This is a genomic window from Ramlibacter pallidus, from assembly GCF_015070875.1.
GTDB lineage: Bacteria > Pseudomonadota > Gammaproteobacteria > Burkholderiales > Burkholderiaceae_C > Ramlibacter > Ramlibacter pallidus.
Genome location: NZ_JADDIV010000001.1, coordinates 206,483 through 233,059 on the forward strand (window position 1 = coordinate 206,483; position 26,577 = coordinate 233,059).

Below are 26,577 nucleotides of genomic sequence, written 5' to 3' on the forward strand. Positions count from 1 at the left end.
CCGCACCTTGGGGTGCGCCTCGCGAAATGCAAGGCGGGAGCGGAACTCTACTCGTTGCGGATGGTGATCCGCGCGTGCTCGCTGATGCCGATGACGTTGAAGAACGCCGCCACCAGCCGGTGCACGTCGGAGAACTGCACCTGGCGGCCTTCGGCCTCGCGCGCGGTGACCCAGTTCAGCACCGTGCCCGCCGCCGTGAAGTCGATGCGGATCAGGCGGGCGCAGGAGATGATCATGATGTCGGTGTCGCCCAGCTTGGCATCGAGCAGCTCGATCGCCTCCTTGCCGTCGCCGAGGATCTGCCCCGACAGTTCGACGGTCGCCACGCTGGAGAGCTGCGAGCTCATGCCGGGCAGCTGCGAGTCGCCGCCGTAAGTCATGACGCTCGACATCACGGAGTCGCGGAAGGCCTCGCCGATGATCGTGTTGCGGCTGGCCACGCTGCCGTCGGCCTGCAGCGACTTGTAGTCGCAGCGCGCGCTGTCCCACGAAGGCGGCGACACCTCGTACGTCACGCAGTAGTCGAGGGCCACCAGTTCGAATTCGTCCGGGCGGTGCATCACGCGCAGCACTTCCATGCGCAGCTTCCACCAGGCCGGGTTCACGCCGCGGTCGCTGGAGGGCGTCTGGTCGCGCAGCACCTTCTCCAGCTGTTCGGCGCCGATGAAGCGCAGCTGCACGTTCTGCCCGGCCCACTGGGTGAAGAGCTTGGCCAGCGGCTCCACCGCCGATTCGACGATCGACGTGAGCTTGGCCCAGTTCAGCTTGTACGGCGGCGTCGCCCGGACCAACGCGGCGTTCAGCGCGGCGAGCGTCTGGGTGCCGAACACCGCGGGGCACGTCCAGTCGGCCAGCGGCTGTCCCGCCGGTGCCGGCGTCGCGGGCTGGCTCATGCTGCCGACGATCTCGGGCATCGAGAACCACTGCGGCGCGGAGCGGCCGAAGCGGCCGGCGAAGTCGATGGCCGCCGATTCGAAACGCTCGTGCCGCCCCGTGGCGCGGTACAGGTCGAACAGCGTCAGCCAGGTCTCGTCGTGGTTCACGCGCGAACCCTGCGGGCCCAGCACTTCCATCAGGCCCGCCTCGGCGCCGTCGTCGTCGCCGTTGGCGAACAGGATGGACGCTTCCTCGAGCTCGGGGTCGTGCGCGAATTCCTCGACGTGGATCGCGAACTGCTTGGACTGCGAGAACGTGCTGCTGGGCAGGCTGGGCGACCCGGCAGCGGCTTCCTGGCGCGCCGCGGCGGCCGGTGCGGACGCGGCGGCCTGCGCTCCGAGCGCACCCGCCGCGGGGGCGAAGGGACGCGCAGGGGGCGTGGCGGGCGCGGCAGGCGCGGCGGCAGGAGCCGCCTGCACCGGCGCGGGAGCCGGCGGCTGCTGCCGTTGCGGCACCAGGCCGAGGGCCTGCGTGGTGGCGTCCGACGATGCGTTCTGCCGCAGCGGCGCGGCGCCGGTGGGCGTGCCCCCCTGCAGTTCCTGCGGGGACGTCCGCGAGTACGCGCTGCCCGTGCCGGCAGCGCCGCCGGCCCGCGCGCCTTCGGGCGGGACGTGCGCCGACATCGGGAAGCCGCTGGCGCCGGTGTGCTGCGAATTGCCGCCGTGCTTGGTCTTCCACCACTGCATCGACATCTGCGCCTCGATCTCGTCGATCTTCTTCAGCGTGGTGGCGCGGTCGTCCGGCTTGGACGGCATGGAACTCTGGAAGAACGAGGGGCGCAGGCCCGGGTCCTGTCCGGCGAGGACCTCGCTGCGCCGCATCTTGCGCAGCATGTCGAACTCGCGCTTGCGCACGAAGTCGTTGCGCCGCTTGCGCTCGATCATCTCCTTGAGCATCTGCTTGGAGTACGAGCTTTCGCGGTCGCCTTCGCCGCTGCCGCTTTCCGACCAGTTCGACGTGGGGCTCTTGACGAACCGCACCACGCGGGACAGCAGGCCGGCGGGGGCGGAATCGTCTTTCGTGGCCATGGGGGGGCTGGGGTACTGCGATGGCCCGGCGTCAGTCGCCGAACATCTTCTGCTTGAGTTCGCGGCGCTGCTGCGCCTCGAGCGACAGCGTGGCGGTCGGGCGGGCCAGCAGGCGGCCGACGCCGATGGGCTCGCCGGTCTCGTCGCAGTAGCCGTAGTCGCCCGCATCGATGCGCGCAATCGACTGCTCGATCTTCTTGAGCAGCTTGCGCTCGCGGTCGCGCGTGCGCAGCTCCAGGGCGTGCTCTTCCTCGATCGTCGCGCGGTCGGCGGGATCGGGGACGATGACGGTGTCCTCGCGCAGGTGCTCCGTCGTCTCGCCGGCGCTGTTCAGGATGTCCTGCTTCAGCTGCAGCAGCTTGCGGCGGAAGAACGCCATCTGCTTCTCGTTCATGTACTCGGCATCCGGCATGGCGAGCACTTCATCGTCCGTCAGTTCTTCTGCGGATTTCGTCTTCCAGTTGTTCGCCAGCTTCGGGTCTTTCTTGATGGAGACGACAGGTGGGGGCGTCAGGACGGATTGGGTTGCCATGGGGGTATAAGTTGCCTTGGCGGAACCGAAGGCGCCGGGCGCGGGCACCGGGGCGGCGGGGGCCGGCCGGGACGCGCTCGGGGCGGGCCGCGCAGGGGCCGGGGCCGGCTGCGCTGCGGTCTTCGGAGCCGCGGATGGAGGGGACGCCTTGGCAGCGGGGGCCTTCGCGGGCGCCGGGCTGGCCTTGGCAGGGATGTTCTTGGCGGCGGCGACGACCGCCTTCGCGCCGTTCACGACCGCCTTGGCCACCGCGCCCACCACCTTGCCGGCGGCGGTCTTCGCGGCCGGGGGGGCCGCCTTCACGGGGGTCTTGGCGGCCTTGGCCGGAGCGCTCTTGGCACTCGTCGGGGTGTTCGTCTTCTTCGCGGGGGTCTTGGCGGGCGCCTTCGCGGCCTTCACGGGAGCCTTGGCCACCGGCTTCTTCGCGACGGGCTTGGCGGCAGCCTTGGCCGGCGCCTTCTTCGCCGCGGGCTTGGCCGCCTTGGCGGCGGGCTTGGCTTTCGCCGTGGCCTTGGCCTTCACTGCGGTTTTCTTGCTCTTGGCAGCGACCTTGGGCTGAGCCTTCACTTCCCGTCTCCTCGCGTCGGCGCTGGCGGCATGCGGCTCGAAGTCCGCAAAAAACCTGCCTTTTGTTGTAGCTGAAGCGCCGTCATGACCGCGATTTATACCCTGAGTTCCGCCCTCTGCACGACCGTGGGCCTCCTTTTCATGGTCGCGCGCCGTCCCCGCCCTGCAAAGTGGAGTTTCCGTGAGTTGCGGAAGCGAGACAAACATGGAGGAACAGCGCCGCGCCGGGTTGGAAAGGGCGCCAGAGTAACCCCGCGCCCCTCGCGCGCCGGCTCGGACCATGCCGACGCGCCGCGTCAGACAAGGCACTGCTCCAGCCCCTGCAGGAAGATCTCGCGGGGGAGCTCGATGCCGATGAAGACCATCTTGCTCACGCGCTGCTCGCCTTCGGCCCACTGCGGCCCCAGGTCGCTTCCCATCAGCTGGTGCACGCCCTGGAAGATCACCTTGCGCTCGGTGCCCTTCATGTGCAGCACGCCCTTGTAGCGCAGCATGCGGGGGCCGTAGATGTTGACGATGGCGCCCAGGAAGTCTTCCAGCTTCATGGGGTCGAACGCGCGCTCCGACCGGAACACGAAGCTCTTCACGTCGTCGTCGTGGGCGTGGTGGTGCGGGTGGTCGCAGTGCTCGCCATGCTCGTGGTCATGATCATGGTCGTGGCCGTGGTGGTCGTGCCCGTGCTCGTCTTCCTTCAGGAAGTCCGGGTCGATGTCCAGCTTGGCGTTCAGGTTGAAGCCGCGCAGGTCGAACACCTCCTGCACCGGCACCTCGCCGAAGTGCACCTGGCGCTGCGGCGCCCGGGGGTTCATGTGCTTCAGGCGGTGCACCAGGGCCTCGACCTCGTCCCGGCCCACCAGGTCGGTCTTGCTGATGAAGATCTGGTCGGCGAAGCCCACCTGGCGCCGCGCTTCCTGGCGCTCGTCCAGCTGCTTGTCGGCGTGCTTCGCGTCGACCAGCGTCAGGATGGAATCGAGCAGGTAGCTCTCGGCGATCTCGTCGTCCATGAAGAAGGTCTGCGCCACCGGCCCCGGGTCGGCCAGGCCGGTGGTCTCGATCACGACGCGGTCGAAATCCAGCAGGCCCTTGCGCTTCTTGGCGGCCAGCAGCTGCAGGGTGGAACGCAGGTCCTCGCGGATGGTGCAGCAGATGCAGCCGTTGCTCATCTGCACGATCTGTTCCTTGGTTTCCGTGACCAGGATGTCGTTGTCGATGTTCTCCTCGCCGAACTCGTTCTCGATGATGGCGATCTTCTGGCCGTGCGCTTCGCCGAGCACGCGCTTGAGCAGCGTGGTCTTGCCGGAGCCGAGGAAGCCGGTGAGGATGGTGGCGGGGATGAGGCTCATGGGAAAAACTCCTGGGGAACCGGGTAGTTTAAGGACGCATCAGCCCTTGCGCAGGACCACGAGGCCCTTGAGGTATTCGCCCTCCGGGAAGGCGAGCGTCATGGGGTGGTCGGGGGCGGCGCCCAGGCGGTCGGCAATGTAGCCGTCCACGCCGGAATCGGTGCCGGCGGAGGCCACGATCTTGTGGAACAGGTCGGCGGAGATGCCGCCGGAACACGAGTACGTGAACAGCACGCCGCCCGGCGCCAGCAGTTTCAGCGCGAGCCGGTTGATGTCCTTGTAGGCGCGCGCGGCGCGCTCGGCATGGGCGGCGGTCGGGGCCAGCTTGGGCGGGTCGAGCACGATGGCGTCGAAGCTGCGGCCGGCCTCGATGAAGCGGCGCAGGCTCGCATTCACGTCGGCGTCCAGGAACTCCGCGCCGGCCGCATCGAAGCCATTGAGCGCCACGTTCGCCCTCGCCCGCTCCAGCGCCGGCCCGGAGGAGTCGATCGAGGTCACCTCCGCGGCACCGCCCGCCAGCGCCGCCACGGTGAAACCGCCCGTGTAGCAGTAGCAGTTCAGCACGCGCCGCGCGCCCAGCCGCTTCACCCATTCGGCGAATTTCGCGCGGCTGTCCCGCTGGTCGAGATAGAAGCCCGTCTTGTGTCCTGTCGCGGCGTCCAGGCCGAAGCGCCAGCCATGTTCGGCGACGGTGAGTTCCGTCGGGCCGTCGCCGCGCAACCAGCCCGTGGCCTCGGGCAGGCCTTCCAGCCCGCGCGCGCTGGCATCCGAACGCTCGTAGAGCCGCGTGAGCCCCGTGACTTCCAGCAGGGCGTCGGCGAGCACCTTCTTCCAGCGCTCGACGCCGGCCGAGAGGAACTGCGCCACGAGGGTATTCCCGTAGCGATCGACGACCAGCCCCGGCAGCCCGTCCGACTCGCCGTGCACCAGGCGCACGCCGTCGCTGGGCACTTGCAGGCGCTCGCGCATCGCCACGGCCTCGGCGACGCGGCGCCGGAACAACGCCGCGTCGATGCGGTCAGCTTCGTCGAAACTCCAGGCCCGCGCCCGCATGCGCGATTGCGGGCTGAACGCCGCCCAGGCGAGAAATCTTCCGTCGTTCGCCTGCACGCGCACGGTTTCGCCGGGATCCGCGCTGCCCTTGGCCACGGCGGAGTCGAAGATCCAGGGGTGCCGGCGCAACACGGAGCGCTCGCGACCTTCGCGGAGGGAGATGACTTTCATGACTCCCTATTGTCGGCGGTCGCCAAAACCGTAAGAATATGCAACAGGACCAAGTCGTTAGAGGAGATGTGCCCATGGGATGGTTTGCCCAGGGCCGCCGGGCGGCGGCAGCGCTGCTGTTCCTGGCGATCTTCCTCGCCGGGGCGGCGGCGCAAGCGCGGACGGCCCTCGCCCTCGACCTCGGCGCGCAGCCGGTGCGCATGCAGGACGCGGGCGACGCGTGGCTGGACGTCACCGGCCAAGTGACCGTGCAGGAGCTCGCGCGCGATGCGTCGATCCCGTGGCATCCCACCGCCGCCGAGAACATCTACAAGGTCGACGGCGGAAAGGCGCTCTGGGTGCGCTTCACCGTCCCGCCGCAGGCGAACAGCGAACGCTGGTACCTCGAAGTGGTCTATCCCGGCGTCGACCGGGTCGAACTGTTCGTGCAGAACGCGAGCGGCCAGTGGACGTCGCGCGTGGCCGGCGACTCCGTCCCGGTCGCCCATTGGCCGGTGCCGCACCGCCACCCTGTGCTGCCGCTGTCGGTGTCCGCCACCGAGTCGCGCGTGCACTGGCTCAAGATCCAGAACGGCACGATCTTCGGTGCGCCGCTGCAGTTCGTCAGCGAGGGCTACCTGGGCCTCACCGAGCAGAGCATCGCCCTGGGCCTGGGCGTGTACCTCGGGCTCGTCGTGCTGGCGGTGGTGCTGGCCGGCATCGGCGGCCTCTCGCTGGGCGACAAGGGCTACTGGCTCTACGCGCTGTCGGCGGTGATGATGTGGCTGTGCCAGGCCACGTTGACCGGCCTGGCGGGCCTGCACCTGTGGCCGAACTCCGCCTGGTGGAACAACATGGCGCCGCAGATCACGCCGCTGTTCGCCATCTCCTCCATCCAGGTGTTCTTCGCCGAGGCGGTGTCGCTGCGCCAGCGCTGGCGGCTGCTGCACCGCGTGGTGGTGGTGGGCGCGCTCGCTTCGATCCCGCTGGCCATCTACATCATGATCACGCCGGACGTCGTGGAGCGCCTGCGCATCATCGTGTTCTACGTGACGGGCGCGACCATCGCCGGCCTCGCCGTGGTCGTCTGGGCGGCGCTGCGCGGCGACCGCTACGCGCCCTGGCTGCTGCTCGGCTGCCTGCCGGTGGCGATCGGCGCCGGCTTCCCGCTGGCGCGGGCGGCGGGCCTGATCCCGGTGAGCTTCATGACCCAGTACGGCATGCAGATCGTGATCGCGATCGAGCTGCCGGTGCTGCTGATCGTGCTGGCGCTGCGCAGCCAGCACCGCCGCGAGCACGTGCGCCGCATCCAGGGCCTGGACCGCATCGACCCGGCCACGGGCCTGATCAACTCCGCCGTCTTCCACGAGCGGCTGGTGCGCCTGATCGCGCGCTCGCAGCGCCTGAAGTTCCGCAGCGCCATGCTGCTGGTGGACATCGGCAACATCGACCACATCCGGCGCCAGTTCGACGCCGATTCGGCCCGCGAGCTGACGCTGCGGGTGGCGGGGCGGCTGCTGTCGGTGGCGCGCGAGATCGACACGGTCGCGCGCCTGTCGGAGCACCGCTTCGGCATCCTGCTGGAAGGACCGCTGCATGCCGACGAAGTGGCCGAGGCGGGGCCGCGCATCGTCGCGCGCTGCCTGATGCCCTTCAAGGGCCGGCCGCTGGAGTGGTCGGCGCACGTGCGCGTGGCGCAGGCGCTGATCCCCATGGACGGCACCGATCCCTCCCAGCTGATCGGCCGGCTGGAGATGCTGCTGGCCAGCGCGCCGTCGGACGGCCGCCGCGCGGTCTTCATGCTGTCGAAGAACAGCATGCCGGCGGCGCTGACGTAGCAACGCCGTCATTCCTGCGCAGGCGAAAATCCCGGGCTTCCGTGCTGCGTCCCGGGTCCGTCACGCCGGGCGGCGGGCGGCGCAGTCCCGCGGTGCCTCGCCCGGCACTTCGCTGTCGCTCGTTCCGGGTGCGCTGGAAGGCTGCTCCCGGCGGCGATCCGGCCAAACTCACTGCGTGATTGCCGCGCGCGGCAATCACTCCGTTCAAGCAAATGCCCGGAAATCAGTGCACAGTCGCAGCGCTCGATACGCGCTACGCGCTCTCGTAGCACTGCTTCGCCGCCGGGAACAGCCTTCCAGCCGAGGCCCCTGATCGCGGGACCGCACCGCCCGCCGCCCGGCGCGACGCGGAGCGCTGGAAGCGCTTCGCGCCCGGGTGCGGGAGCCCTGGATTCCCGCCTGCGCGGGAATGACGAGAAAGGCTCCGTCCCCGCCTCCGGGGAATGGACGATCTACTTCCGCTTCGCCCGCGGATGGGCGGCGTCGTACGCCTTGGCCAGGTGCTGGAAGTCCAGCCGGGTGTAGACCTGCGTCGTGCCGATGTTCGCGTGCCCCAGCAATTCCTGCACCGCGCGCAGGTCCCCGCTCGATTGCAGCACGTGGCTGGCGAAGGAGTGGCGCAGCATGTGCGGGTGGACCGGCGTCGCCATGCCGGCCTTGAGGCTGCGCTGCTTCAGCCTCTGCCACACGGCCTGTGCGCTCAGCCGCCGGCCATGGCGGCCCACGAAGAGGGCCGTCTCCGTCCAGGCATGCGCCGCGTCGCGCACGTCCAGCCATTCGCGCAGGGCGGCGATCGCCTTGCGGCCGACCGGCACGCTGCGCCGCTTGCTGCCCTTGCCCAGGACGTGTGCCTCCCCGGCCTGCAGGTCGACCCAGCCCTTGGCCGTGCCGCTCGCCTGCACGTCCAGCCCCACGAGTTCGCCGACGCGCAGCCCGCAGCCATAGAGCAGTTCGACGATGGCGGCATCGCGTGCCTCGAGCCACGGGTCGCCCTCCTCCTCGGCGAACTCCGCGAACTGCACGGCGTCGTCGACGCTCAGCGCCTTGGGCAGGGGCTTGGGCGCCTTGGGCGCGCGCACGTCCTGCACCGGGTTGCTCTTCACGCGCCCTTCGCGCCCCAGCCACGTATAGAACCCCCGCCAGCCCGACAAAATCAGCGCAATGCCGCGGCCGCTGCGGCCGCCGGCGTTCATCTGGGCGACCCAGCGCCGCACGTGCGCGTTCTGCACCTGCAGCAGGGGCACGCCGGATTTCGCCGCGTTCTCCTGCAGCTTCTGCAGGTCGAGCGCGTAGAGCGTGCAGGTACGGTCGGCCAGCCGCTTCTCGACGCGGACGTGTTCGAGGTAGCGCTCGACCAGGCCGGCGTCGTCCATCGCGGTCAGCGCGGGCGCAGGCGCGACAGGGCGGCACTCGCCAGTTCGGCGATGCGCTCCAGGAAGTCGGTCGCCAGGCCGGACTGGAAGCGCTGCGGGTCCGGCGAGGCCAGCACCAGCATGCCGAACGCGGGGCCGCTGGCGCCCAGCGCGCCGGGCCGCAGCGGGATCAGCGCCATCGACATCGCGGCGCCGGCGTCCTCCAGCCAGTTCGCCGCCTCGATGCCCGAATTCACCCCGCAGTAAGGCAGCGTGAGGGACGTGGCGAAGGACCGGGCGTCTTCGCTCACGCCCTGCGCGAAGGGCTCCTGCGCGTAGCGCTCGTCCACGTCCCACACCTTCAGCGCGACCTGCGGCACCATGAACTGCGACTGCAGCTCGGACACCAGCGTCGCCGGCAGCGCGCGCGTGGACTGCACCAGCAGCAGCGACTTCGCCCAGCGGTGGATGCGGTCCGAGATGATCATGTTCTCGTTGCCGTGCCGCACCATCTCCATGATGCGGTGCTCCAGCGCCTTGATCTTCTCGCGCAGCATCTCGGCCTGCCGCTCCTGCAGGCTGACCGCGCGGTTGCCGTGCGGGCTGGTCAGCTGCACGGCCGCGAGCAGCTGCGCGTGGCGCTCGAAGAAGTCCGGGCTGTTCGCCAGGTAGTTGGCGATGTCGTCTTCGGTGATCGGGTTCATGGGGTTCATCTCGTTGTTTCTCCTGCGTCCTGCAGCTCGATCTCGCCTTCGAACACGGTCACCGCCGGGCCGGTCATCAGCACCGGCGCGTTGCCCCCGTCCCATTCGATCGTGAGCAGGCCGCCGCGGGTTTCCACGTCGACCCGCCGGTCCAGCCGTCCCAGCCGGATGCCGGCCACGACCGCCGCGCAGGCGCCGGTGCCGCACGCGAGCGTCTCGCCGGCACCGCGCTCCCACACCCGCAGGCGGATGCGGCCACGGTCCACCACCTGCAGGAAGCCCGCGTTGACGCGGTTGGGAAAGCGCGGATGGTGCTCGATGCGCGGGCCCTGCTCGCGCACCGGGGCCGCATCGACGTCCGCGACCTCCTGCACCGCGTGCGGGTTGCCCATGGACAGCACGGCGACCGCCACGATCGGCGCGTCGGGCTGGGTGCCCAGGGCGAGATGCCACTTGTGCCATCCGCCATCCGGCTGCGGATCGAGGCCGGCGTCGTCGAAGGGCACCAGCGCCATCTCGAACTCCGGCGGCCCCATGTCCACGGTCACGCGCCCATCCACGCCAAGCCGCGGCTCGATCACGCCGGACAGCGTCTGCACCCGGATCCGGTCGCCGCGGGCCAGGCCCTTGTCCGCCACGAAGCGGGCGAAGCAGCGCGCGCCGTTGCCGCACTGCTCGACCTCGCCGCCGTCGGCGTTGTGGATCACGTACTCGAAGTCGATGCCGGGCGCCGGGGACGGACGCACCGAGAGGATCTGGTCGGCGCCGACGCCGAAATGCCGGTCCGCCAGCTGGCGGTATTGCGCCGCCGTGAGGCCCAGGCGCTGGCGGGTCTCGTCGAGCACGACGAAGTCGTTGCCCGCGCCCTGCATCTTGGTGAAGCGGATCCGCATGCGGCGATTATCGGCGCAGGCGCTCGAGCGCGCGATCGACGAAGAACAGGCGGTCCTGCCCCCACCAGCGCTCCGGGTGGCCGGGGATGACGAAGGTCGGCGCGCCGAACACGCCCAGTTGCACGGCTTCTTCGCTGAAGGCCTGGTACTCGCGCAGCACCGCCGGATCGCGCTCCCGCGCATGCAGCGCGGCGCCGTCGTAGCCGTTCTCGTTGGCCACCGCGATGCGGACCTCGGCCTGCGAGGTGTCGCGCTCTTCCGCCCACAGCGCGCGCAGCAGCGCATGCGACAGCACGAAGGCATCCAGCCCCTGCTGCTGCGCGGCGATGACCATCCAGCCGGCGTACTTGTTCCACTCCGGATCGGCCGGCATGGATTGCGGGTAGTGCCTGGGCTCCACGTTCAGCGGCATGCCCAGGTAGTCGCGCCAGCGCGCCAGCTCCTCGGCGTGGTAGCTGCGGCGCGGCGCCGGGCGCGTGCGGATCGGGATGCCGCCGGTCTGCTGGACCACCGCCTGGAAGTCGTACGGCTTCAGCACCAGCTTCACGCGGTGCCTGCGCACGATGTCCTGCAGCTGCGGACCGGCAAAATAGGCCCACGGCGATGACAGGCTGTAGTAGCAGTCCAGTTGAATCGTCGTCATGCGCGGATGATAGGCCCGTGAACGCAATCCCCACTCCCTTGCCCCCGGTGCCGCCGCAGGCGATCGCCAGCGAGCGCAAGCCCGAAGCGCTGGCACGGCTGGCGCGTGACGCCCAGGCCGACCTCGCGCGCCTGAATCTCCCGCCGCCGAACTGGGTCCTGCCCGCCACCGCGCCGGACGGCACTGCCGTCCTCGACGTGCTCGTGGCCGGCGCGGGCATGTGCGGCCAGACCGCGGGCTACGCGCTGCTGCGCGAAGGCGTGCGCAACCTGCGCGTGGTGGACCGCTGCGCGCGCGGCGACGAAGGCCCCTGGGGCACCTACGCGCGCATGCTGACGCTGCGCAGCCCCAAGCACCTGACCGGGCCCGACCTGGGGGTGCCATCGCTCACCTTCCGCGCCTGGTACGAGGCGCAGCATGGCGAGGCGGGCTGGGCCGCGCTGCACAAGATCGGGCGCATCGACTGGCGCGACTACCTGCTGTGGGTGCGCGACACCGTCGGCCTGCCGGTGGAGAACGGCGTGAGCCTGGTGTCCGTGCGGGACGAGGCCGGGCTGCTGCGCGCGACGCTGCGTTCGGCGGCAGGCGAGGAAACCGTCTGGACCCGCAAACTGGTGCTGGCCCTCGGGCGCGACGGCAGCGGCGCGCCGCGCTGGCCGGCCTTTCCTTCGCTGCACCGCGACGACCCGGTGGCGCGCGGCAAGGTCTTCCACTCCGCCGACGCGATCGACTTCGAAGCCTGGCGCGGCAAGCGCATCGCCGTGCTGGGCGCCGGCGCGTCCGCCTTCGACAACGCGGCCTGCGCGCTGGAGGCCGGTGCCGAAGTCGCGCTGTTCGCCCGCCGCGCCTTCCTGCCGCAGGTGAACAAGAGCAAGTGGACCGCGTTCACCGGCTTCTTCCGCGGCTACGAGGCGCTGGACGACCCGCGCAAGTGGCGCATCTACACCTACATCTTCGACGAGCAGGTGCCGCCGCCGTGGGAAACGGTGCGGCGCTGCGACGAGCATGCCGGCTTCACCCTGCGCCTGGGCACGCCCTGGCAGGACGTCCGGCCGGACGCCGATGGCGTGGTGGTCGAAACGGCGGCGGGCCGGGAGCGCTTCGACGCCGTGATCTTCGGCACGGGCTTCGACGTCGACCTGCTCGACCGGCCCGAGCTCGCGCGCTACTCCGGCGAGATCGACACCTGGGCAAACCACGTGAGGCCGGAGCAGGCGCGGCAGCATCCGGAACCCGCGCGTTTCCCTTACCTGGGCGCGGGCTTCGAGCTGCGCAGCCGCGGCGCGGCGCACCGCGACGCGCTGTCCCGCATGCACCTGTTCAACTGGGGCAGCACCATGAGCCATGGCGCGCTGGCAGGCGACATCCCCGGGCTGGCCATCGGTGCAACCCGCCTGGCGCAATCCATCGCCCGCGACCTGTTCGTCAGCGAAGCCGACGCGCACCTGGAGCGCCTGCTGGCGCTGGAGGAGCCGGAGCTGCTGCCCACGAAATGGTACGTGCCGCCGGAAGAGCGGCGGTAACGGCTTCTCCATCATTCCCGCGGGACGCCGGCGACCGTTTCGCCGTCATTCCCGCGCAGGCGGGAATCCAGGGCGTCCGTATTTCTCCCGGGGCCCGTCGCGCCAGGCGGCGGGCGGTGCCGTTCCGCGGTGCCTCGCCCTCCACTTCGCTGCGCTTCGTTCCGGGTGCGCTGGAAGGCTGTCCCCGGCGGCGATCCGGCCTAACTCACTTCCGAGTTTGCCGCGCGCGGCAAACTCTCCGTTCAAACAGAAGCCCGGAAATCAGTGCACAGTCGCAGCGCTCGATACGCGCTACGCGCTCTCGTAGCCCTGCTTCGCCGCCGGGAACAGCCTTCCAGCCGAGGCCCCTGACTGCGGGCCGGCACCGCCCGCCGCCTGCCGCGACGTCTGAGGCCGGGAGTGGGCCCGCGGCCCACGTTGGTTTGGACGCCTTGGATCCCCGCCTGCGGGGGCGACGGAAAGCGGAGGCTCTGCCTTCAGTCGATCGTGATGTTCGCCTGCCGCACCACGTCCGCCCACTTCGCGCGGTTCGCCTTCACCGTCGCGCGGAACTGCTCCGGCGTCTCCAGGCGGATGGTGTTGCCGGTGCCTTCGAGCTTGGCGCGCACTTCGGGCATCTGCAGCACCTGGCGGACCGCGCCATTGAGCCTGGCGACGATGGCCGGATCCGTCCCCTTGGGCGCGAACAGCGCGAACCACGTCGTGCTCTCGAAGCCCCGGGTGCCGGGAAGGCCGGTTTCCGCGATGGTCGGCACTTCGTCGATCACGCCGACGCGCTTGGCGGTGGTCACCGCGAGCAGCCGCACCTTGCCCGCCTTGTACTGCGTGAGCACGGTCTGCACCTGGTTCATGATGCAGCAGACCTCGCCCTTGAGCACGCCCTGCATCGCCTCGGGCCCGCCCTTGTAGGGCACGTGCACCATGTTCAGGCCCAGCTTCGCGTTCATCTCGGCGAACGCCATGTGCGTGCCCGTGCCGTTGCCGGTCGACGCGTAGTTGTACTTGCCCGGGTTCGCCTTCACCGCGTCGACGAACTCCTTGAAGGTCTTGACGTCCAGCACCTCGGGATTGATGGTGAGCACGTTCGACACGTCGATGATGGGCGTGACCGGCACGAAGTCCGCTTCGACGTCGAAGGGCAGCTTCTTGTAGAGCGCCGCATTGCTGCCGTGCGTGGCGGCGGTGCCGAACACCAGCGTGTAGCCGTCGGGCTTGGCACGCGAGACGAACTCGCTCGCCACGTTGCCGGCCGCACCGACCTTGTATTCGACGACGATCGGCTGGCCCAGCACCTTGGACAGCGGCTCCTGGATGGTCCGCGCGACCACGTCGACCCCCGAACCGGCCGGGAACGTCATGACGAAGGAGACCGGATGTTCCGGCCACTTGGCGGCGGCCGGCTGCGCCTGCGCCGCGGGGGCGAGGCAGGCGGCGGCCAAGGCGGCGAAGACGATGCGACGGGAGAAGGCGGAAGTGTCCAAGTCGGGCTCCACGGATGCGTTGGCGTCCATTGTGGCAACTTCGTTCGATGCGCGCAGGCATCAGCTTATGCTGCGGCCTTGCCATCCACGCGAGCCGCCATGCGCATCCCCGACTGGACCCCCGAACGCAAGCCACAACCCCAGGAGCTGGTGCAGGCCATCCTCGACCGGCGCGGCGGGACGCTGCTCAACCTCGACCGCGCACTGCTGTGGAGCGAGCCGCTGGCGCGCGGCTGGAACACCTACCTGAAGAACGTGCGCACCGGCCTGGGGGCGGACCGTGCGCTGCGCGAGCTCGGGATCTGCACGGTCGCGCTGCTCACCGATGCCCACTACGAGTACCACCACCACGCGCCGGACTTCCTCGCGGCCGGCGGCAGCCAGGCCTCGCTCGCTGCGCTGCAGGCCTATGTGCGGGCCGGGGCATCCGGGGAGCCGGAGGGCCTGGCCGGTGACGAGGCGCTGGTGGCGCGCTACGCCGCGCAGATGACCCGCGACGTGAAGGTCGACGACGCACTGTTCGCCCGGATGCAGGCCCGTTTCGCCCCGACGGAGCTGGTGGAGATCACCGCCGCCATCGCCACGTACAACATGGTGGCGCGCTTCCTGGTGGCCCTGGGCGTGACGCCGGAAGAGTGATTCGCCGGGCATCGCGCCGGCGACCCGCGTGATGTAATCGACGCATGGTACGAGCCAGCCAGCTTCTGCACTCCCAGCGCGAACCCGCCGTCCCGCGGCCGGCGGCCACCGTCCTGCTGCTGCGCGACGCCGCCGGCGGCGTCGAGGTGCTGATGACGCGGCGCTCGCCCACGGCGAGCTTTGCGCCCGGCGCGTACGTGTTCCCCGGCGGCGGCATCGATGCCGCGGACGCGCAGGCGCATGCGCTGGCGAACCGGCGGCCCACGCAGGACGACCTGCGGCTCACGCAGGCCATCGCCGCGATCCGCGAGAGCTTCGAGGAGCTCGGCGTGCTGCTGGCGACGCGCGCGGACGGCAGCCCGGCCACCGCCGACGACGTCGCCGCGCTGGACCGCCATGCGCCGTTCGCCGCGCAATGCCGCGCGCGCGGGCTGCGCATGGCCGCGGACCGGGTCCACGTGCTGGCGCACTGGATCACGGACCGCGACCTGCCGCGCCGCTTCGACGTGCCCTTCCTGGTGGCGCGCATGCCCGCCGGCCAGTCGCCGGTGGCGGACGAAGCGGAGCAGTTCGAGCCGGTGTGGGTCCGCCCCGCCGACGCGCTGGCGCGGCACAAGGCCGGCCAGTTCTTCATGATCTTCCCGACCATCCGCACCCTGGAGCGGCTGGAGAAGTTCGCCTCGGTCGACGCCGTGCTGGCCGCCTGCGCCGGCGAGCAGCCGCTCTGGACCAGTTGCCCGCGCGCCGGCTTCGTCCAGGGCGCGGAAGCGCGGTACATGGAGCACGAGATGCCGTTCGGCGAGCTGGCGCTGGTCTGCCCCGACGGCCAGCTGCTGCACCACCTGGACTGGCGCACCGACGCACCGGTGCCGCTGCTGAGGAACGTCGTGCGCGTCACCGCGCCGAACCCCGGCGTCATGACCGGTCCCGGCACCAACGGCTACATCGTCGGCACGCCGGACAGCGGCTACATCGTCATCGACCCCGGCCCGCAGGACGCGGAGCACCAGGAACGCATCTGGCGCGCCACCGGCGGCGACATCCGCATGATCGTCTGCACGCACTCGCACGCGGACCACTCGCCGGGGGCCCAGCCCCTGCAGGCGCTTTGCAGGACGAAGCCGCCGATCCTCGGGCTGGCATCGCTGCCGACCGCGCGGCCCGCGAGCGAGTTCACGCCCGACCGCGCCCTCGCCGACGGCGAGCTGCTGCAGGTCGGGGGTGGCGGCGCCATGCACACGTTGAAGGTGATGCACACCCCGGGGCATGCGGCCAACCACCTGTGCCTCGTGCTGCTCGAGGACGGGCTGCTGTTCTCGGGCGACCACATCCTGAACGGCAGCACCACCGTCGTCGATCCGCCGGACGGCGACATGACGGCGTACCTCGACTCGCTGGACCGCCTGGCCGCCGCCTGCGACGCGCACGGCATCGACTTCATCCTGCCGGCGCACGGCCACGTGCTGGGGTTCGCCAGGCAGGCGATCCAGCTGCTCAAGTCGCACCGGTTGCAGCGCGAGGCGAAGGTCGTGGCGGCCATGCGCGCGAAGCCGCAGGGCTCGCTCGAGGACTGGGTGGAGATCGCCTACGCCGACGTGCCGCCCCGCATGTGGCCGGTGGCCAAGCGCTCCCTGTTGGCGCATGTGCAACGGATCGAGACGCTGAACCTCGCCGCCTGAAGACCCGGCCACTACACTCCCCCCACACCCTGGAGGGGGAACGGAGATGGACCTGGAAACGAGCCCGGCGGCGCCGGTGGTCGCGTCGCACCGCTTGCGCTTCACCGGCGACGGCGGCGTGTACTTCGGCGTCTGGATGGTCAACGTGGTGCTGATGGTGGTGACGCTCGGCCTCTTCACGCCCTTCGCGCGCCGCCGCACCATCCGCTACTTCTACCAGCACACCGACATCGCGGGCAGCCCGCTGGAGTTCACCGGCGGCATCAAGCGCATGGTGTTCGGCTTCCTGCTGTTCTTCGGCCTGTACGCGGCCTACAGCATCGCTTCGCACACGGAGCAGACGTTCGCCGTGGCGGCGCTCGGCACGCTGTGGGTCGTGCTGAGCCCCTGGCTGTGGGCGAGCGCGGTGCGCTTCCGCACGGTGTCCACGCGCTGGCGCGGCATCCGGGGGGAGTTCCATGCGGGCTGGCGCGAAACCTACGCGGCCAGCGCCCCCATCCTCCTGTTCTTCCTGCTCGCGGCGGCCATCGGCTTCGGCGGCAGCGCCATCGCGAAGCTCAAGCCGTCGCCGTGGTGGATCCTGGCGGGGGCCATCGCGGCCGTCGTGGCCACGCTGTGCCTGCTGGTGCGCCAGGAATACAACTATGCGCGGCTGCGCGTGCTGCGCACCAGCTTCGGCGGGCTGCAGGGCCGCTGGGACGTGGAGTTCGGCCAGCTGCTGAAGATCACCGTGCTGGCCTTCGGCCTGTTCGTGGCGGTGATCGCCGCCCTGCTCGCGCTGCTGTTCCTGGCCGTGGTGGCCACCGGCGCAGGCCTGGCCCTCTTCGGGGGCGGCAGGAAGGAAGGAGCGGCGCTGGCCCTGCTGATCACGGTGGCCATCTTCGGCAGCCTGCTGGTCTTCTACCTCGCCTCCGGGCCGGCGCTGGCCTGGCGCGAGGCCCGCAAGTTCGCACTGGTGTGGAACCACACCGCCCTGGGCGACGCGGCGCGGTTCACCAGCGACCTGCAGGCGGGCGCCTTCGTCAGGCTGCGCCTCAAGAACATGGCGCTCTCGGTGCTCACCGGCGGCTTCTGGCGCCCCTTCGCCATCACCAGCGAATACGCGATGAAGCTGCAGTCGGTGACGCTGCACGTCGAAGGCGGGCTGGACCAGCTGGTCGGGCGCCTGGCGCAACGCCAGCCGGGTGGCCTGGGCGATGCGATCGCCGACGGCGTCGGCTTCGACGTGGTGGGTTGATGCCGCTGGAGTCGCCGTGGCTCCGGGCCACCTGGTTCGACGGGCGCAGCAGCCGGGCCCGCCCGGTGCGCGTGCGCCTCGTGCCCGCGGCGGGCGGGCCCGGCCTGCAATGGCAACCGGAGGACGATCCGGATGGGCCGGCGCTGCAGCGCACGCACGCGGAGGTCGCGTGGCCCGAGCGCTTCAGCCTGAAGCGGCCGCCCCGCCAGGTGACCATCGACCTGCACGAGCAGGGCAGCCTGGCCCTGGACGACCCGGCGGCATGGCAGCAGGCCTTCGAGAGCGCGGGGGCCAGGCTCCCGTTCGCCGAGCGCATGCAGACGCGCTGGCCGGTGTTCGCGGGGATGTTCGTCGCCGCATTCGTGCTGGTCGCGATCTTCTACCGCTGGGGCACCCCATGGGCGGCGTCGCGGATCGCCCGCCACGTCCCCCTCGCCTGGGAGCAGCAGCTTTCACGCAAGGCGCTGGAGGACATGGACCGCGCCGTGTTCGAGCCCAGCGCACTGCCGCCCTCTCGCCAGGACGCGCTGCGCGCGCAGTTCGCCTCGCTGGCGGCGCAGCTCGCTCCGGAACTGCGCCGCTACCCCGACTACGCACCCGCGGTGCAGCTGCACTTCCGCAAGGGCCTGGGAGCCAACGCCTTCGCGCTGCCGGGCGGCACGGTGGTCGTCACGGACGGCCTCGTCGAAGCCGCGGACGCGGAGAAGCTCCCCGACGACGCGGTGCTCGGCGTGCTCGCGCACGAGATCGGCCATGTCGTGCACCGCCACACCACGCGCATGGTCGTGGAACAGGGCGTCCTCAACATCGGCCTGGGACTGGCCCTCGGGGACACGTCGTGGGCGTTCTCGAACGCCAGTTCGCTGCTGACGACGCTGGCCTACCAGCGAAGCCACGAGGCGGAAGCGGATTGCTTCGCGAGCCGCCTGATGCGGCGGGCCGGCCGGCCGCTGCAGCCGATGGGACGGCTGCTGCTGCACCTGGACCCGCACACCGACGGGGCCGCCGAATTCATCAGCAGCCACCCGGCGACGCCGGAGCGCGCCCGCCGGCTCGCCGAGGGCGGCAGCGGGTGCGAGGGCGACTAGGCGGTCCTAGCGCGCGCCCGTTCCCGCGCCGGTGCCGGAACCCGAGCCGGCGCCCGGTCCGGGGCTGGTGGCCGCGTTGTTGCCCGACTTGTTGGCGTCGGTGCTGTTCTGGGTGGCGCCCGAATTCGGCGCGGTGTTCGACGGGCCCGGCGACATGGAGGAGCAGGCGCTCAGGACGGCGGCGGTGAAGGCGATGGCAAGAAGCTTGTGCATGATGGGATCCTCGACCGCCACGACTCCGGCGGTTTGGAGGCAGGGGTGCTGCCTCCCCATTAGCCCGCCACCGGATGCTCCCGCTCGTGCGCGAACCCGTCGGCGTAAAGCAGGCGGCCACCGCCATCGCCCGTGCACGGCGTCCTACTTTCCGCAAGGCCGCTGCCGGGGGGCCACCCGCGCGGGATGTCGGGTGGCGGAAGATGTGTGAAGCGCGCCGATACGCCGGATTTTGTGCGCGGGGTCGCCCCCGCGTGACCGTCATTCCTCTGGGCCGGGGGTCGCCCCACCGGCTCGGTGCTACCTACCCGCCAGCGTCTCGCGGGACCACGGTGAAGGGGGCAGGTTGCCCTGCCCCCGTGCTGGCCTATTTGGTATTGCTGCGCGTAGAGATTGCCCGTTTCACCCCTTCATCTCGCTTGCGCTCGAATCCGGACTCGTCTCTGTTGCTCTGATCCTCGCCTCACGGCGGACAGGTGTTACCTGCTACGCTGCCCTCTGCAGTCCGGACGTTCCTCCAGTGCGGCCTTTCGGCGCTTGCACCAGCGACGGCCTGGCGTGCTTCACGGGAGGGATTATCGCCGCCCACGAAAAAGGCCGCCCGGAGGCGGCCTTCGAACGGCAGGTGGCGCTTACTGCGCCGTCTGCAGCGCGGCGATGCGCTCCTCGATCGGCGGATGCGTGGAGAACAGCTTGCCCACGCCCGAAGTGATGCCGGCGGCCTGCAGGCCCTTGGGCAGCTCGCCGGGCACCATGCCGCCCAGGCGGGCCAGCGCGTTGATCATCGGCTGCTTGCGGCCCATCAGTTCGGCGGCGCCGCGGTCGGCGCGGAACTCGCGCTGGCGCGAGAACCAGGCCACGATGATGGCGGCCAGGAAACCGAACAGGATGTCCAGCACGATCGTGCTCACCATGTAGCCGATGCCGGGGCCGGAGCGCTGCTCGCCGCGGCTCAGCCAGCTGTCGATCAGGTAGCCGACCACGCGCGAGAGGAACACCACGAACGTGTTCATCACGCCCTGGATCAGGGTCATGGTGACCATGTCGCCGTTGGCGATGTGCGCGACCTCGTGGCCGATCACGGCCTCGACCTCCTCGCGCGTCATGCCCTGCAGCAGGCCGGTGGAGACGGCCACCAGCGCGTTGTTCTTGTTGGCGCCCGTGGCGAACGCATTGGGCTCGCCTTCGAAGATGCCGACTTCCGGCATGCCGATGCCGGCCTTGTCGGCGAAGCGGCGGACCGTTTCGACGATCCAGGCTTCGTCGGCGTTGCGCGGGGTTTCGATGACCTGGACGCCCGAGCTCCACTTCGCGATGGTCTTGGACATCAGCAGCGAGATGATCGCGCCGCCGAAGCCGATGACGAGGGCGTACCCGAGCAGCAGGCCGAGGTTGAGCCCGTTCGCGGTGAGGTACCGGTTGACGCCCAGCAGGCTGGCGACGATGCCCAGCACCACCACGACGGCCAGGTTGGTCGCGACGAACAGGAAGATGCGTTTCATTGCAGGAAGGCTCCGAAGGGTGGAAGACATGCACCCCCGCGGCGCAGATGAGGTGTCACGGAACGGAATTCAAGTGGCGCGGGGGCCCGCCGGCGCGGTGGTTGTTATGGGTTCTGCGTCCTGCGCGGGCGGAATACGAGGGAGTCATCATAGAAGGAAAAGTTCTCGTTCGCGCCCCACCAGCCGGGCACGCCGAGCACCGGCAGCGGCGTGAACGGCTTGCCGGCCAGGGCCTCCTCGGTGCACCGCCCGGCCAACCAGGCGTCCGCAGTCGCTACGGAATCGAGAGCAGCCTCTTCACGCCAGACGTGGGCGGTGAGCGGTTTTCGCGGGGCGACGGCCAGCTGCTCCAGCAAGGCATGGCCGAACACCACGAGCCGCGCCTGGGCCCAGAGCGGCCGCAGGTCCACGAACAGCCGCCGCCACTGGCGGGCACACAGCGCATCCCAGAGCGGGGGCGGTGCCGACAGCAGGGCACCGTTCTCGTCGAACACGGTGATCGCATCGCGCACCGGGCCCCGCCGCGCCCCGACGCCGCTGCGCGCGATCTCCTGCGCCTGCAGGCGGTTGAGCGCCGCCTTCGCTCGCGGGAACCGCAGCCAGGCCAGGCCGTTGAAGAAGTCATGCAGGCCGGGGCGCACCGGGCACCGGCCCGTGGAGAAGATGAACTGCTCGTAGGCAGTGCCCGCCGGCAGGGCGTCCTGCGGGACGAAGCGGACCGGCGCGGGGCCGGCGCGGTTCAGCGCCTCGTGCAGCGGCTCGCCGGTCGCGACCGCCGCGGCGACCGCCTCACCCGGCGTGCGCCAGGGCGCGTTCCAGGCCGGCGTCCAGTCGATCGCCGGCAGCAATCAGGACTTCCCGCGGCGCACCGGCTTCTCGCGCACGGACACGTGCGACGTTCCTTCGTCGATCAGCTCGAACAGGTCGGTGGCGGCCAGCAGCTTGGTCAGCGTCGCATAGCCGTAGTTGCGCTGGTCGAAGGAAGCCTGGTTGCCGATCTGCTGGCGCACCTCGTTGACCCGGGCCCAGCCCTCGTCGTCCTCGGCGGCCTGCACGGCGTTGCGCAGCAGCGTGACCAGCTTCTTGTCCTGCCGCAGTTCGGCGCCCGTGCGGCGCAGGCGCTGCGCGCGCTCGGGCGCGTCCTGGTCGACGTCGCCGTGCGTCTGCAGTTCGTCGAGGAACAGGAAGCGCGAGCACGCGTTGACGAAGGGCTCCGGCGTCTTGCGGGAGCCGAAACCGTAGACCGCCGCGCCCTTGGCCCGCAGGTGCATCACCAGCGGGGTGAAGTCCGCATCCGAGGACACGATGCCGAAGGCGTCCGGCCGGTCGGTGTAGAGCAGGTCGAGCGCGTCGATGATCATCGCCATGTCGCTGGCGTTCTTGCCCTTGGTGTAGTCGAACTGCTGCATGGGGCGGATCGCGTGCTCGTGCAACTGCTCCTCCCACCCCTTCAGCTCGTTCTTCTTCCAGTTGCCGTAGGCCCGGCGGATGTTGGTCTCGCCGATGGTGGAGAGCTCGTTGAGGATGAGGGCGAGCTTGCTGGCCGGCGAGTTGTCCGCGTCGATCAGGAGCGCGACGCGGGGTTTGCCATTGGTCATGCGACCACCTTCCATTGCAGGGTTTCGCCGCCACGCAGCGGCTTGAGTTCCGCCTCGCCGAACGGCACCTTTTCCGGCAGCGTCCACGTTTCCTTCTTCAGCGTCAGCGTCCCGGCGTTGCGCGGCAGGCCGTAGAAGTCCGCGCCGTGGAAGCTGGCGAAGCCTTCCAGCTTGTCGATCGCGCCGACGCTGTCGAAGGCCTCGGCGTACAGCTCCATCGCCGACAGCGCCGTGTAGCAGCCGGCGCAACCCAGGGCATGCTCCTTCAGGATGGCGGGATGCGGCGCGCTGTCGGTGCCGAGGAAGAATTTCGGGCTGCCGCTGGTGGCCGCCTGCAGCAGCGCCTGGCGGTGCACTTCCCGCTTGAGGACCGGCAGGCAGTAGTAGTGCGGCCGGATGCCGCCGGTGAAGATCGCGTTGCGGTTGTACAGCAGGTGGTGCGCGGTGATGGTGCCGGCGAGGAAGGGATCGGCCTGGCCGACGTACTGCACCGCTTCCTTCGTCGTCATGTGCTCCATCACGACCTTCAGCTCGGGGAAGTCGCGGCGCAGCGGGATGAGCTGCCGGTCGATGAACGCGGCTTCGCGGTCGAAGATGTCGACGGCGGGATCGGTCACCTCGCCGTGCACCAGCAGCAGCACGCCGGCACGCTGCATCGCTTCCAGCGTCTTGTAGGTCTTGCGGAGGTCGGTCACCCCGGCATCGCTGTTGGTCGTGGCGCCGGCGGGATAGAGCTTGACCGCGACAACGCCGGCACGCTTGGCAAGGATGATCTCCTCCGGCGCCAGCTTGTCGGTGAGGTACAGCGACATCAGCGGCCCGAAGTCGATGCCCTGCGGCGTGGCGGCCAGGATGCGCTCGCGGTACGCCGCCGCCAGCGCCGCCGTGGTCACCGGCGGCTTCAGGTTGGGCATGATCAGCGCGCGCGCGAACTGCGCGGCCGAATGCGGCACGACGCTGGCCATGGCCGCGCCGTCGCGCACATGCAGGTGCCAGTCGTCGGGACGGGTGATGGTGAGGGTCTGGGACATGGGGGGATTGTCCCCCACCCCGTCGTCCCCGCGAAGGCGGGGACCCAGGGCTCCCAGGAAGAAAGCGGCCCGAGGGCCGCCATGCTGTCAATGCCCTGGATCCCGCCTGCGCGGGGATGACGGACTGCTCAGTGCGACAGGATCTTGTTCAGGAAGTCCTTGGTCCGCGGCTGGCGGGCCTCGGCGTTGCCGAAGAACTCTTCCTTGCTGCAGTCTTCCAGGATGCGGCCGCCGACGTCGATGAAGATCACGCGGTTGGCGACCTTGCGCGCGAAGCCCATCTCGTGCGTCACGACCATCATGGTCATGCCTTCCTTGGCCAGCCCGACCATCACGTCCAGCACCTCGCCCACCATCTCGGGGTCGAGCGCGGAGGTCGGCTCGTCGAACAGCATCACCACGGGGTCCATCGACAGTGCACGGGCGATGGCCACACGCTGCTGCTGGCCGCCGGAGAGCTGGCCGGGGTACTTGTCCTTGTGCGCCATCAGGCCCACGCGGTCCAGCATCTTCAGGCCGCGGGTCTTGGCCTCGTCCGCGCTGCGCCCGAGCACCTTCACCTGCGCGATGGTCAGGTTCTCGGTGACCGACAGGTGCGGGAAGAGTTCGAAGTGCTGGAACACCATGCCCACGCGGCTGCGCAGCTTGGGCAGGTTGGTTTCCTTGGCGTTGACCTGCACGCCGTCGACGAAGATCTCGCCCTTCTGGATCGGCTCCAGCCCGTTGACGGTCTTGATCAGCGTGGACTTGCCCGAGCCCGAAGGCCCGCACACCACCACCACGTCGCCCTTGTTGATCTGCACGTTGCAGTCCTGCAGCACCTGCACCGGGCCGTACCACTTGGACACGTTGCGGATGTCGATCATCGGTTTGTCGGTCATGGCGGACTCCTTGTCTTTCACTTTCCTGGACCGCGCGGAATAACATGCAGCGCGGTCCCTCTTGTGCGGAGGATCCGGCTTCGCCGGTCCTCCGCACACTGTTCAACCACTTGAAAAAGTCGCGTGCGACTTTTTCAAGTGAACTATCTGATGATCGCGATCTTCTTGTTCAGGCGCTTGACGAGCGCCGAGAGCGAGAAACAGATCACGAAGTAGAAGACGGCGGCCAGGATGTAGGACTCGCGGGTGCGGCTCAGGTTGCTGCCGGCGACGGTGAAGCCGTGCAGCATGTCGTGCGCCGTGATGATGTAGACCAGCGAGGTGTCCTGGAACAGGATGATGGTCTGCGTCAGCAGGATCGGCAGCATGTTGCGGAAGGCCTGCGGCAGGATCACCAGCTTCATGTTCTGGCCGTAGGTCATGCCCATCGCCTGCCCGGCGTACACCTGCCCGCGCGGGATCGACTGGATGCCTGCGCGCATGATCTCCGAGAAGTACGCGGCCTCGAAGGCGATGAAGGTCACCACCGCCGACATCTCGGCGCCGATCGGCCGCCCGATCAGGATGGGCACCAGCAGGAAGAACCACAGCAGCACCATCAGCAGCGGGATGGAGCGCATGCCGTTGACGTAGACCGTGGCCGGCCACGCCAGGAACGGGATGCCGGACAGCCGCATCATCGCGAGGAGGGTGCCGAAGAAGATGCCGCCCAGCGTGGCGACGGCGGTCAGCGCGAAGCTGAAGTACATCCCGTTGAGGACGTAGCCGCGGAACACTTCCCAGGTGAAGAAGGAGAAGTCGAGCATGTCAGTGGCCTCCAGCGCCGACGTTGGCGACGAAGCCCGGAACGCGGACCTTCTTCTCGATGAAGGCCATGATGCGGTTGATGGCGAAGGCCGAGACGATGTAGAGCGCCGTCACGGCCATGTACACCTCGATGCCGCGCGAGGTCTCCTCGCCGACCTGCTGCGCATAGAACGTCAGTTCGGTGATCGAGACCGCGAAGGCCACCGAGGAGTTCTTGAAGATGTTCATGCTCTCGCTGGTGAGCGGCGGGATGATGATGCGGTACGCCATGGGCAGCAGCACGTAGCGGTAGTACTGCGGCGTGGTGAAGCCCAGCGCCATGCCCGCGTAGCGCTGCCCGCGGGGCAGCGCCTGGACGCCCGCCCGCACCTGTTCGGCGATGCGCGCGGACGTGAAGAATCCGAGGCCGAAGACGACCAGCAGCAGCTTGGGCGTGTCGGCGAACACCGGGATGAGCACCGGCATCACGTGGTACCAGAGGAAGATCTGGACCAGCAGGGGAATGTTGCGGAACAGCTCCACCCAGGCATTGGCGAAGCGCGACAGCCAGGGGCTGTCGGGAAGCGTGCGGAAGATGCCGATGATCGAGCCGACCACGAGGGCCACCACCAGCGACAGTCCCGCGACCAGCACCGTCTGGCCCCACGCGGAGATCAGCCAGTCCAGGTAGGTCTGCGTGCCCTGGGCCCCGCCCGTGCCGAAGCAGCCGGCCACCGGGGTCCGGTCGATGATGTCCTGGCAAAAGATCTGCCACTCGAACGCCATGCGCCCTCCTCTGTTGTTGTTCTTGTCGCGGAAGCCGGCCGCGCGGGTGCGCGGCCGGTCCGTTCAACTTACTTGTTGTACTCTTCCGCCGGCGCGTCGGACGGGTTCTTCAGCAGGCCCGTGAGGATGGTGCCCATCTTCAGGTTGACGCTGGTGTTCTTCGGCGGGATCGGCTGCATGAACCACTTGGTGTACAGCAGCTGCAGTTCGCCGGCCTTGATGGCGCCGCGGATGTAGTCGTCCACCGCCTTCTTGAACTTCGGGTCGTCCTTGCGGACCATGATGGCGATCGGCTCGACGTTCAGCGTTTCGCCCACGATCTTGTAGCCCTTGGGGTTCTGCGACGAGGCGATCAGGCCGGCCAGGATGTTGTCGTCCATCACGAAGGCGTCGGCGCGGCCGGACTCCAGCAGCAGGAAGCTGTCGGCGTGGTCCTTGCCGTAGACCTCCTTGAACTGGATGTTGGAGGCGCGCTTGTTCTTGCGCAGCAGGGCGACGGAGGTCGTGCCGGTGGTGGTGGCGACGGTCTTGTTGTTCAGGTCGGCCACCGAGTTGATCTTGGCATCGGCCTTGACCGCGGTGCGCACTTCCGTCACGTACGTCGTCAGCGCGAAGGAGACGTCCTTCTGGCGCGTGGCGTTGTTGGTGGTGGAGCCGCACTCGATGTCCACGGTGCCGTTCTGGACCAGCGGGATGCGGTTGGCGGAGGTGACCGGCACGTACTCGACCGACACGCCGGGCAGCACCGACTTCAGGATGCGCTGGCACAGCTCGACGTGGTAGCCGGTGAACTGGCCGCCACCGGTGGTGTACGACAGCGGGGCGGAGGATTCACGAACGCCCATCACGACCTTGCCGGCGGCCTTGGCCTTGGCCAGCGTGTCGTTCGCCTGCGCGAAGGCGCCGGTGGCGGCGAACGCGGCCACGGCGAAGGCCAGCAAATACTTCTTCTTCATCGAAATCTCCTGTGGTGAAGCGCGTTAAAGCAAACTTGCGAAAAGCGAAATTCTAGGCGGGCTGCGCTCCGGGACGCCGCGCCCATGGCGTGCGGAAGCTTAGGGCCTGGAAATGGGAGAGGTAAGCAGGGTTTATGC

General features: G+C 69.5%; 24 protein-coding genes and 1 other RNA gene. 6 read left to right on the forward strand and 19 right to left on the reverse strand.

Translation table 11 applies throughout. The annotated features are described in order from the left end of the window. Positions 1-47: 47 nt before the first annotated feature. The 4 genes from IM787_RS01020 to IM787_RS01035 form a co-directional block, all read right to left on the reverse strand. Entirely contained in the window at positions 48-1,964 is a 1,917-nt protein-coding gene (locus IM787_RS01020) for an STAS domain-containing protein (RefSeq protein ID WP_193674772.1), read from the reverse strand. Positions 1,965-1,995: 31 nt separating this feature from the next. Next, the gene (gene dksA / locus IM787_RS01025) at positions 1,996-3,063 is read right to left on the reverse strand and encodes an RNA polymerase-binding protein DksA (RefSeq protein ID WP_354004334.1); all 1,068 of its coding nucleotides are present in this window, start codon (positions 3,061-3,063) and stop codon (positions 1,996-1,998) included. 296 nt (positions 3,064-3,359) lie between these two features. Then, a complete protein-coding gene (locus tag IM787_RS01030) occupies positions 3,360-4,406 on the reverse strand; it encodes a CobW family GTP-binding protein (RefSeq protein WP_193674773.1) in 1,047 nt (348 codons plus the stop codon). A gap of 39 nt (positions 4,407-4,445) precedes the next feature. Next, positions 4,446-5,630, reverse strand: a complete 1,185-nt coding sequence (locus IM787_RS01035) for a class I SAM-dependent rRNA methyltransferase (RefSeq protein ID WP_193674774.1) — start codon at positions 5,628-5,630, stop codon at positions 4,446-4,448. 74 nt (positions 5,631-5,704) lie between these two features. Here IM787_RS01035 and IM787_RS01040 point away from each other — a divergent pair, with 74 nt between their 5' ends. After that, positions 5,705-7,447 carry a sensor domain-containing diguanylate cyclase gene (locus IM787_RS01040; protein ID WP_193674775.1) on the forward strand — a complete coding sequence of 581 codons (1,743 nt, stop codon included), beginning with the start codon at positions 5,705-5,707 and terminating at the stop codon, positions 7,445-7,447. A 452-nt stretch (positions 7,448-7,899) separates the two neighbouring features. On the opposite strand, the gene IM787_RS01045 is transcribed toward IM787_RS01040, so the two are convergent. From IM787_RS01045 to IM787_RS01060, 4 genes are read right to left on the reverse strand one after another with little or no spacing between them, the layout of a single operon-like run. Then, positions 7,900-8,820 (reverse strand): tyrosine recombinase XerC, encoded by a 921-nt coding sequence (locus IM787_RS01045; RefSeq protein WP_193674776.1) that lies wholly within the window; start codon positions 8,818-8,820, stop codon positions 7,900-7,902. 5 nt (positions 8,821-8,825) lie between these two features. Then, the gene (locus IM787_RS01050) at positions 8,826-9,512 is read right to left on the reverse strand and encodes a DUF484 family protein (protein WP_193674777.1); all 687 of its coding nucleotides are present in this window, start codon (positions 9,510-9,512) and stop codon (positions 8,826-8,828) included. Beyond that, positions 9,509-10,396 carry a diaminopimelate epimerase gene (gene dapF / locus IM787_RS01055; RefSeq protein ID WP_193674778.1) on the reverse strand — a complete coding sequence of 296 codons (888 nt, stop codon included), beginning with the start codon at positions 10,394-10,396 and terminating at the stop codon, positions 9,509-9,511. The genes IM787_RS01050 and dapF overlap by 4 nt, the downstream gene beginning before the upstream one ends. Before the next feature lie 7 nt (positions 10,397-10,403). Next, positions 10,404-11,039, reverse strand: coding sequence for a 2-hydroxychromene-2-carboxylate isomerase (locus tag IM787_RS01060; protein ID WP_193674779.1), 636 nt, complete (start codon positions 11,037-11,039; stop codon positions 10,404-10,406). A 17-nt stretch (positions 11,040-11,056) separates the two neighbouring features. Between IM787_RS01060 and IM787_RS01065 the strand changes: the two genes are divergently transcribed. Next, positions 11,057-12,562: an FAD/NAD(P)-binding protein gene (locus IM787_RS01065; RefSeq protein WP_193674780.1), complete on the forward strand. Its 1,506-nt coding sequence runs from the start codon at positions 11,057-11,059 to the stop codon at positions 12,560-12,562. Between the two features lie 476 nt (positions 12,563-13,038). Here the strand turns inward: IM787_RS01065 and IM787_RS01070 are convergent, their stop codons facing one another. Next, entirely contained in the window at positions 13,039-14,073 is a 1,035-nt protein-coding gene (locus IM787_RS01070) for a Bug family tripartite tricarboxylate transporter substrate binding protein (protein WP_193674781.1), read from the reverse strand. A 48-nt stretch (positions 14,074-14,121) separates the two neighbouring features. Here IM787_RS01070 and IM787_RS01075 point away from each other — a divergent pair, with 48 nt between their 5' ends. The 4 genes from IM787_RS01075 to IM787_RS01090 are packed head-to-tail and all read left to right on the forward strand — an operon-like array spanning position 14,122 to position 18,686. Next, positions 14,122-14,682, forward strand: coding sequence for a carboxymuconolactone decarboxylase family protein (locus IM787_RS01075; protein ID WP_227494031.1), 561 nt, complete (start codon positions 14,122-14,124; stop codon positions 14,680-14,682). A 44-nt stretch (positions 14,683-14,726) separates the two neighbouring features. Further along, a complete protein-coding gene (locus tag IM787_RS01080) occupies positions 14,727-16,361 on the forward strand; it encodes an MBL fold metallo-hydrolase (protein WP_193674782.1) in 1,635 nt (544 codons plus the stop codon). A 46-nt stretch (positions 16,362-16,407) separates the two neighbouring features. Continuing rightward, entirely contained in the window at positions 16,408-17,598 is a 1,191-nt protein-coding gene (locus IM787_RS01085) for a YjgN family protein (RefSeq protein WP_193674783.1), read from the forward strand. Continuing rightward, a complete protein-coding gene (locus IM787_RS01090) occupies positions 17,598-18,686 on the forward strand; it encodes a M48 family metallopeptidase (RefSeq protein ID WP_193674784.1) in 1,089 nt (362 codons plus the stop codon). Before IM787_RS01085 ends, IM787_RS01090 begins: the two co-directional genes overlap by 1 nt. Before the next feature lie 6 nt (positions 18,687-18,692). Here IM787_RS01090 and IM787_RS01095 read toward each other — a convergent pair whose 3' ends face one another. The 10 genes from IM787_RS01095 to IM787_RS01140 all read right to left on the reverse strand — a co-directional run bounded on the left by IM787_RS01095 (position 18,693) and on the right by IM787_RS01140 (position 26,439). Next, on the reverse strand, positions 18,693-18,899 hold the full coding sequence (locus IM787_RS01095; protein ID WP_193674785.1) for a hypothetical protein: 207 nt from the start codon (positions 18,897-18,899) through the stop codon (positions 18,693-18,695). 205 nt (positions 18,900-19,104) lie between these two features. Continuing rightward, positions 19,105-19,464, reverse strand: an RNA gene (rnpB, locus tag IM787_RS01100) — RNase P RNA component class A. Between the two features lie 67 nt (positions 19,465-19,531). Next, positions 19,532-20,401 carry a protease HtpX gene (htpX, locus tag IM787_RS01105; RefSeq protein WP_193674786.1) on the reverse strand — a complete coding sequence of 290 codons (870 nt, stop codon included), beginning with the start codon at positions 20,399-20,401 and terminating at the stop codon, positions 19,532-19,534. A 104-nt stretch (positions 20,402-20,505) separates the two neighbouring features. Next, positions 20,506-21,246: a DUF3025 domain-containing protein gene (locus IM787_RS01110; RefSeq protein WP_193675486.1), complete on the reverse strand. Its 741-nt coding sequence runs from the start codon at positions 21,244-21,246 to the stop codon at positions 20,506-20,508. A gap of 3 nt (positions 21,247-21,249) precedes the next feature. Beyond that, positions 21,250-21,999, reverse strand: a complete 750-nt coding sequence (locus IM787_RS01115) for an NYN domain-containing protein (protein WP_193674787.1) — start codon at positions 21,997-21,999, stop codon at positions 21,250-21,252. Next, positions 21,996-23,030, reverse strand: a complete 1,035-nt coding sequence (gene pyrC / locus IM787_RS01120; RefSeq protein ID WP_193674788.1) for a dihydroorotase — start codon at positions 23,028-23,030, stop codon at positions 21,996-21,998. The genes IM787_RS01115 and pyrC overlap by 4 nt, the downstream gene beginning before the upstream one ends. A 128-nt stretch (positions 23,031-23,158) precedes the next feature. Next, on the reverse strand, positions 23,159-23,896 hold the full coding sequence (locus tag IM787_RS01125; RefSeq protein WP_193675487.1) for an amino acid ABC transporter ATP-binding protein: 738 nt from the start codon (positions 23,894-23,896) through the stop codon (positions 23,159-23,161). 158 nt (positions 23,897-24,054) lie between these two features. Further along, a complete protein-coding gene (locus tag IM787_RS01130; protein WP_193674789.1) occupies positions 24,055-24,717 on the reverse strand; it encodes an amino acid ABC transporter permease in 663 nt (220 codons plus the stop codon). Position 24,718: 1 nt separating this feature from the next. After that, a complete protein-coding gene (locus tag IM787_RS01135; RefSeq protein ID WP_193674790.1) occupies positions 24,719-25,483 on the reverse strand; it encodes an amino acid ABC transporter permease in 765 nt (254 codons plus the stop codon). Positions 25,484-25,551: 68 nt separating this feature from the next. Further along, positions 25,552-26,439, reverse strand: a complete 888-nt coding sequence (locus tag IM787_RS01140; RefSeq protein ID WP_193674791.1) for an amino acid ABC transporter substrate-binding protein — start codon at positions 26,437-26,439, stop codon at positions 25,552-25,554. Between the last annotated feature and the right edge of the window lie 138 nt (positions 26,440-26,577).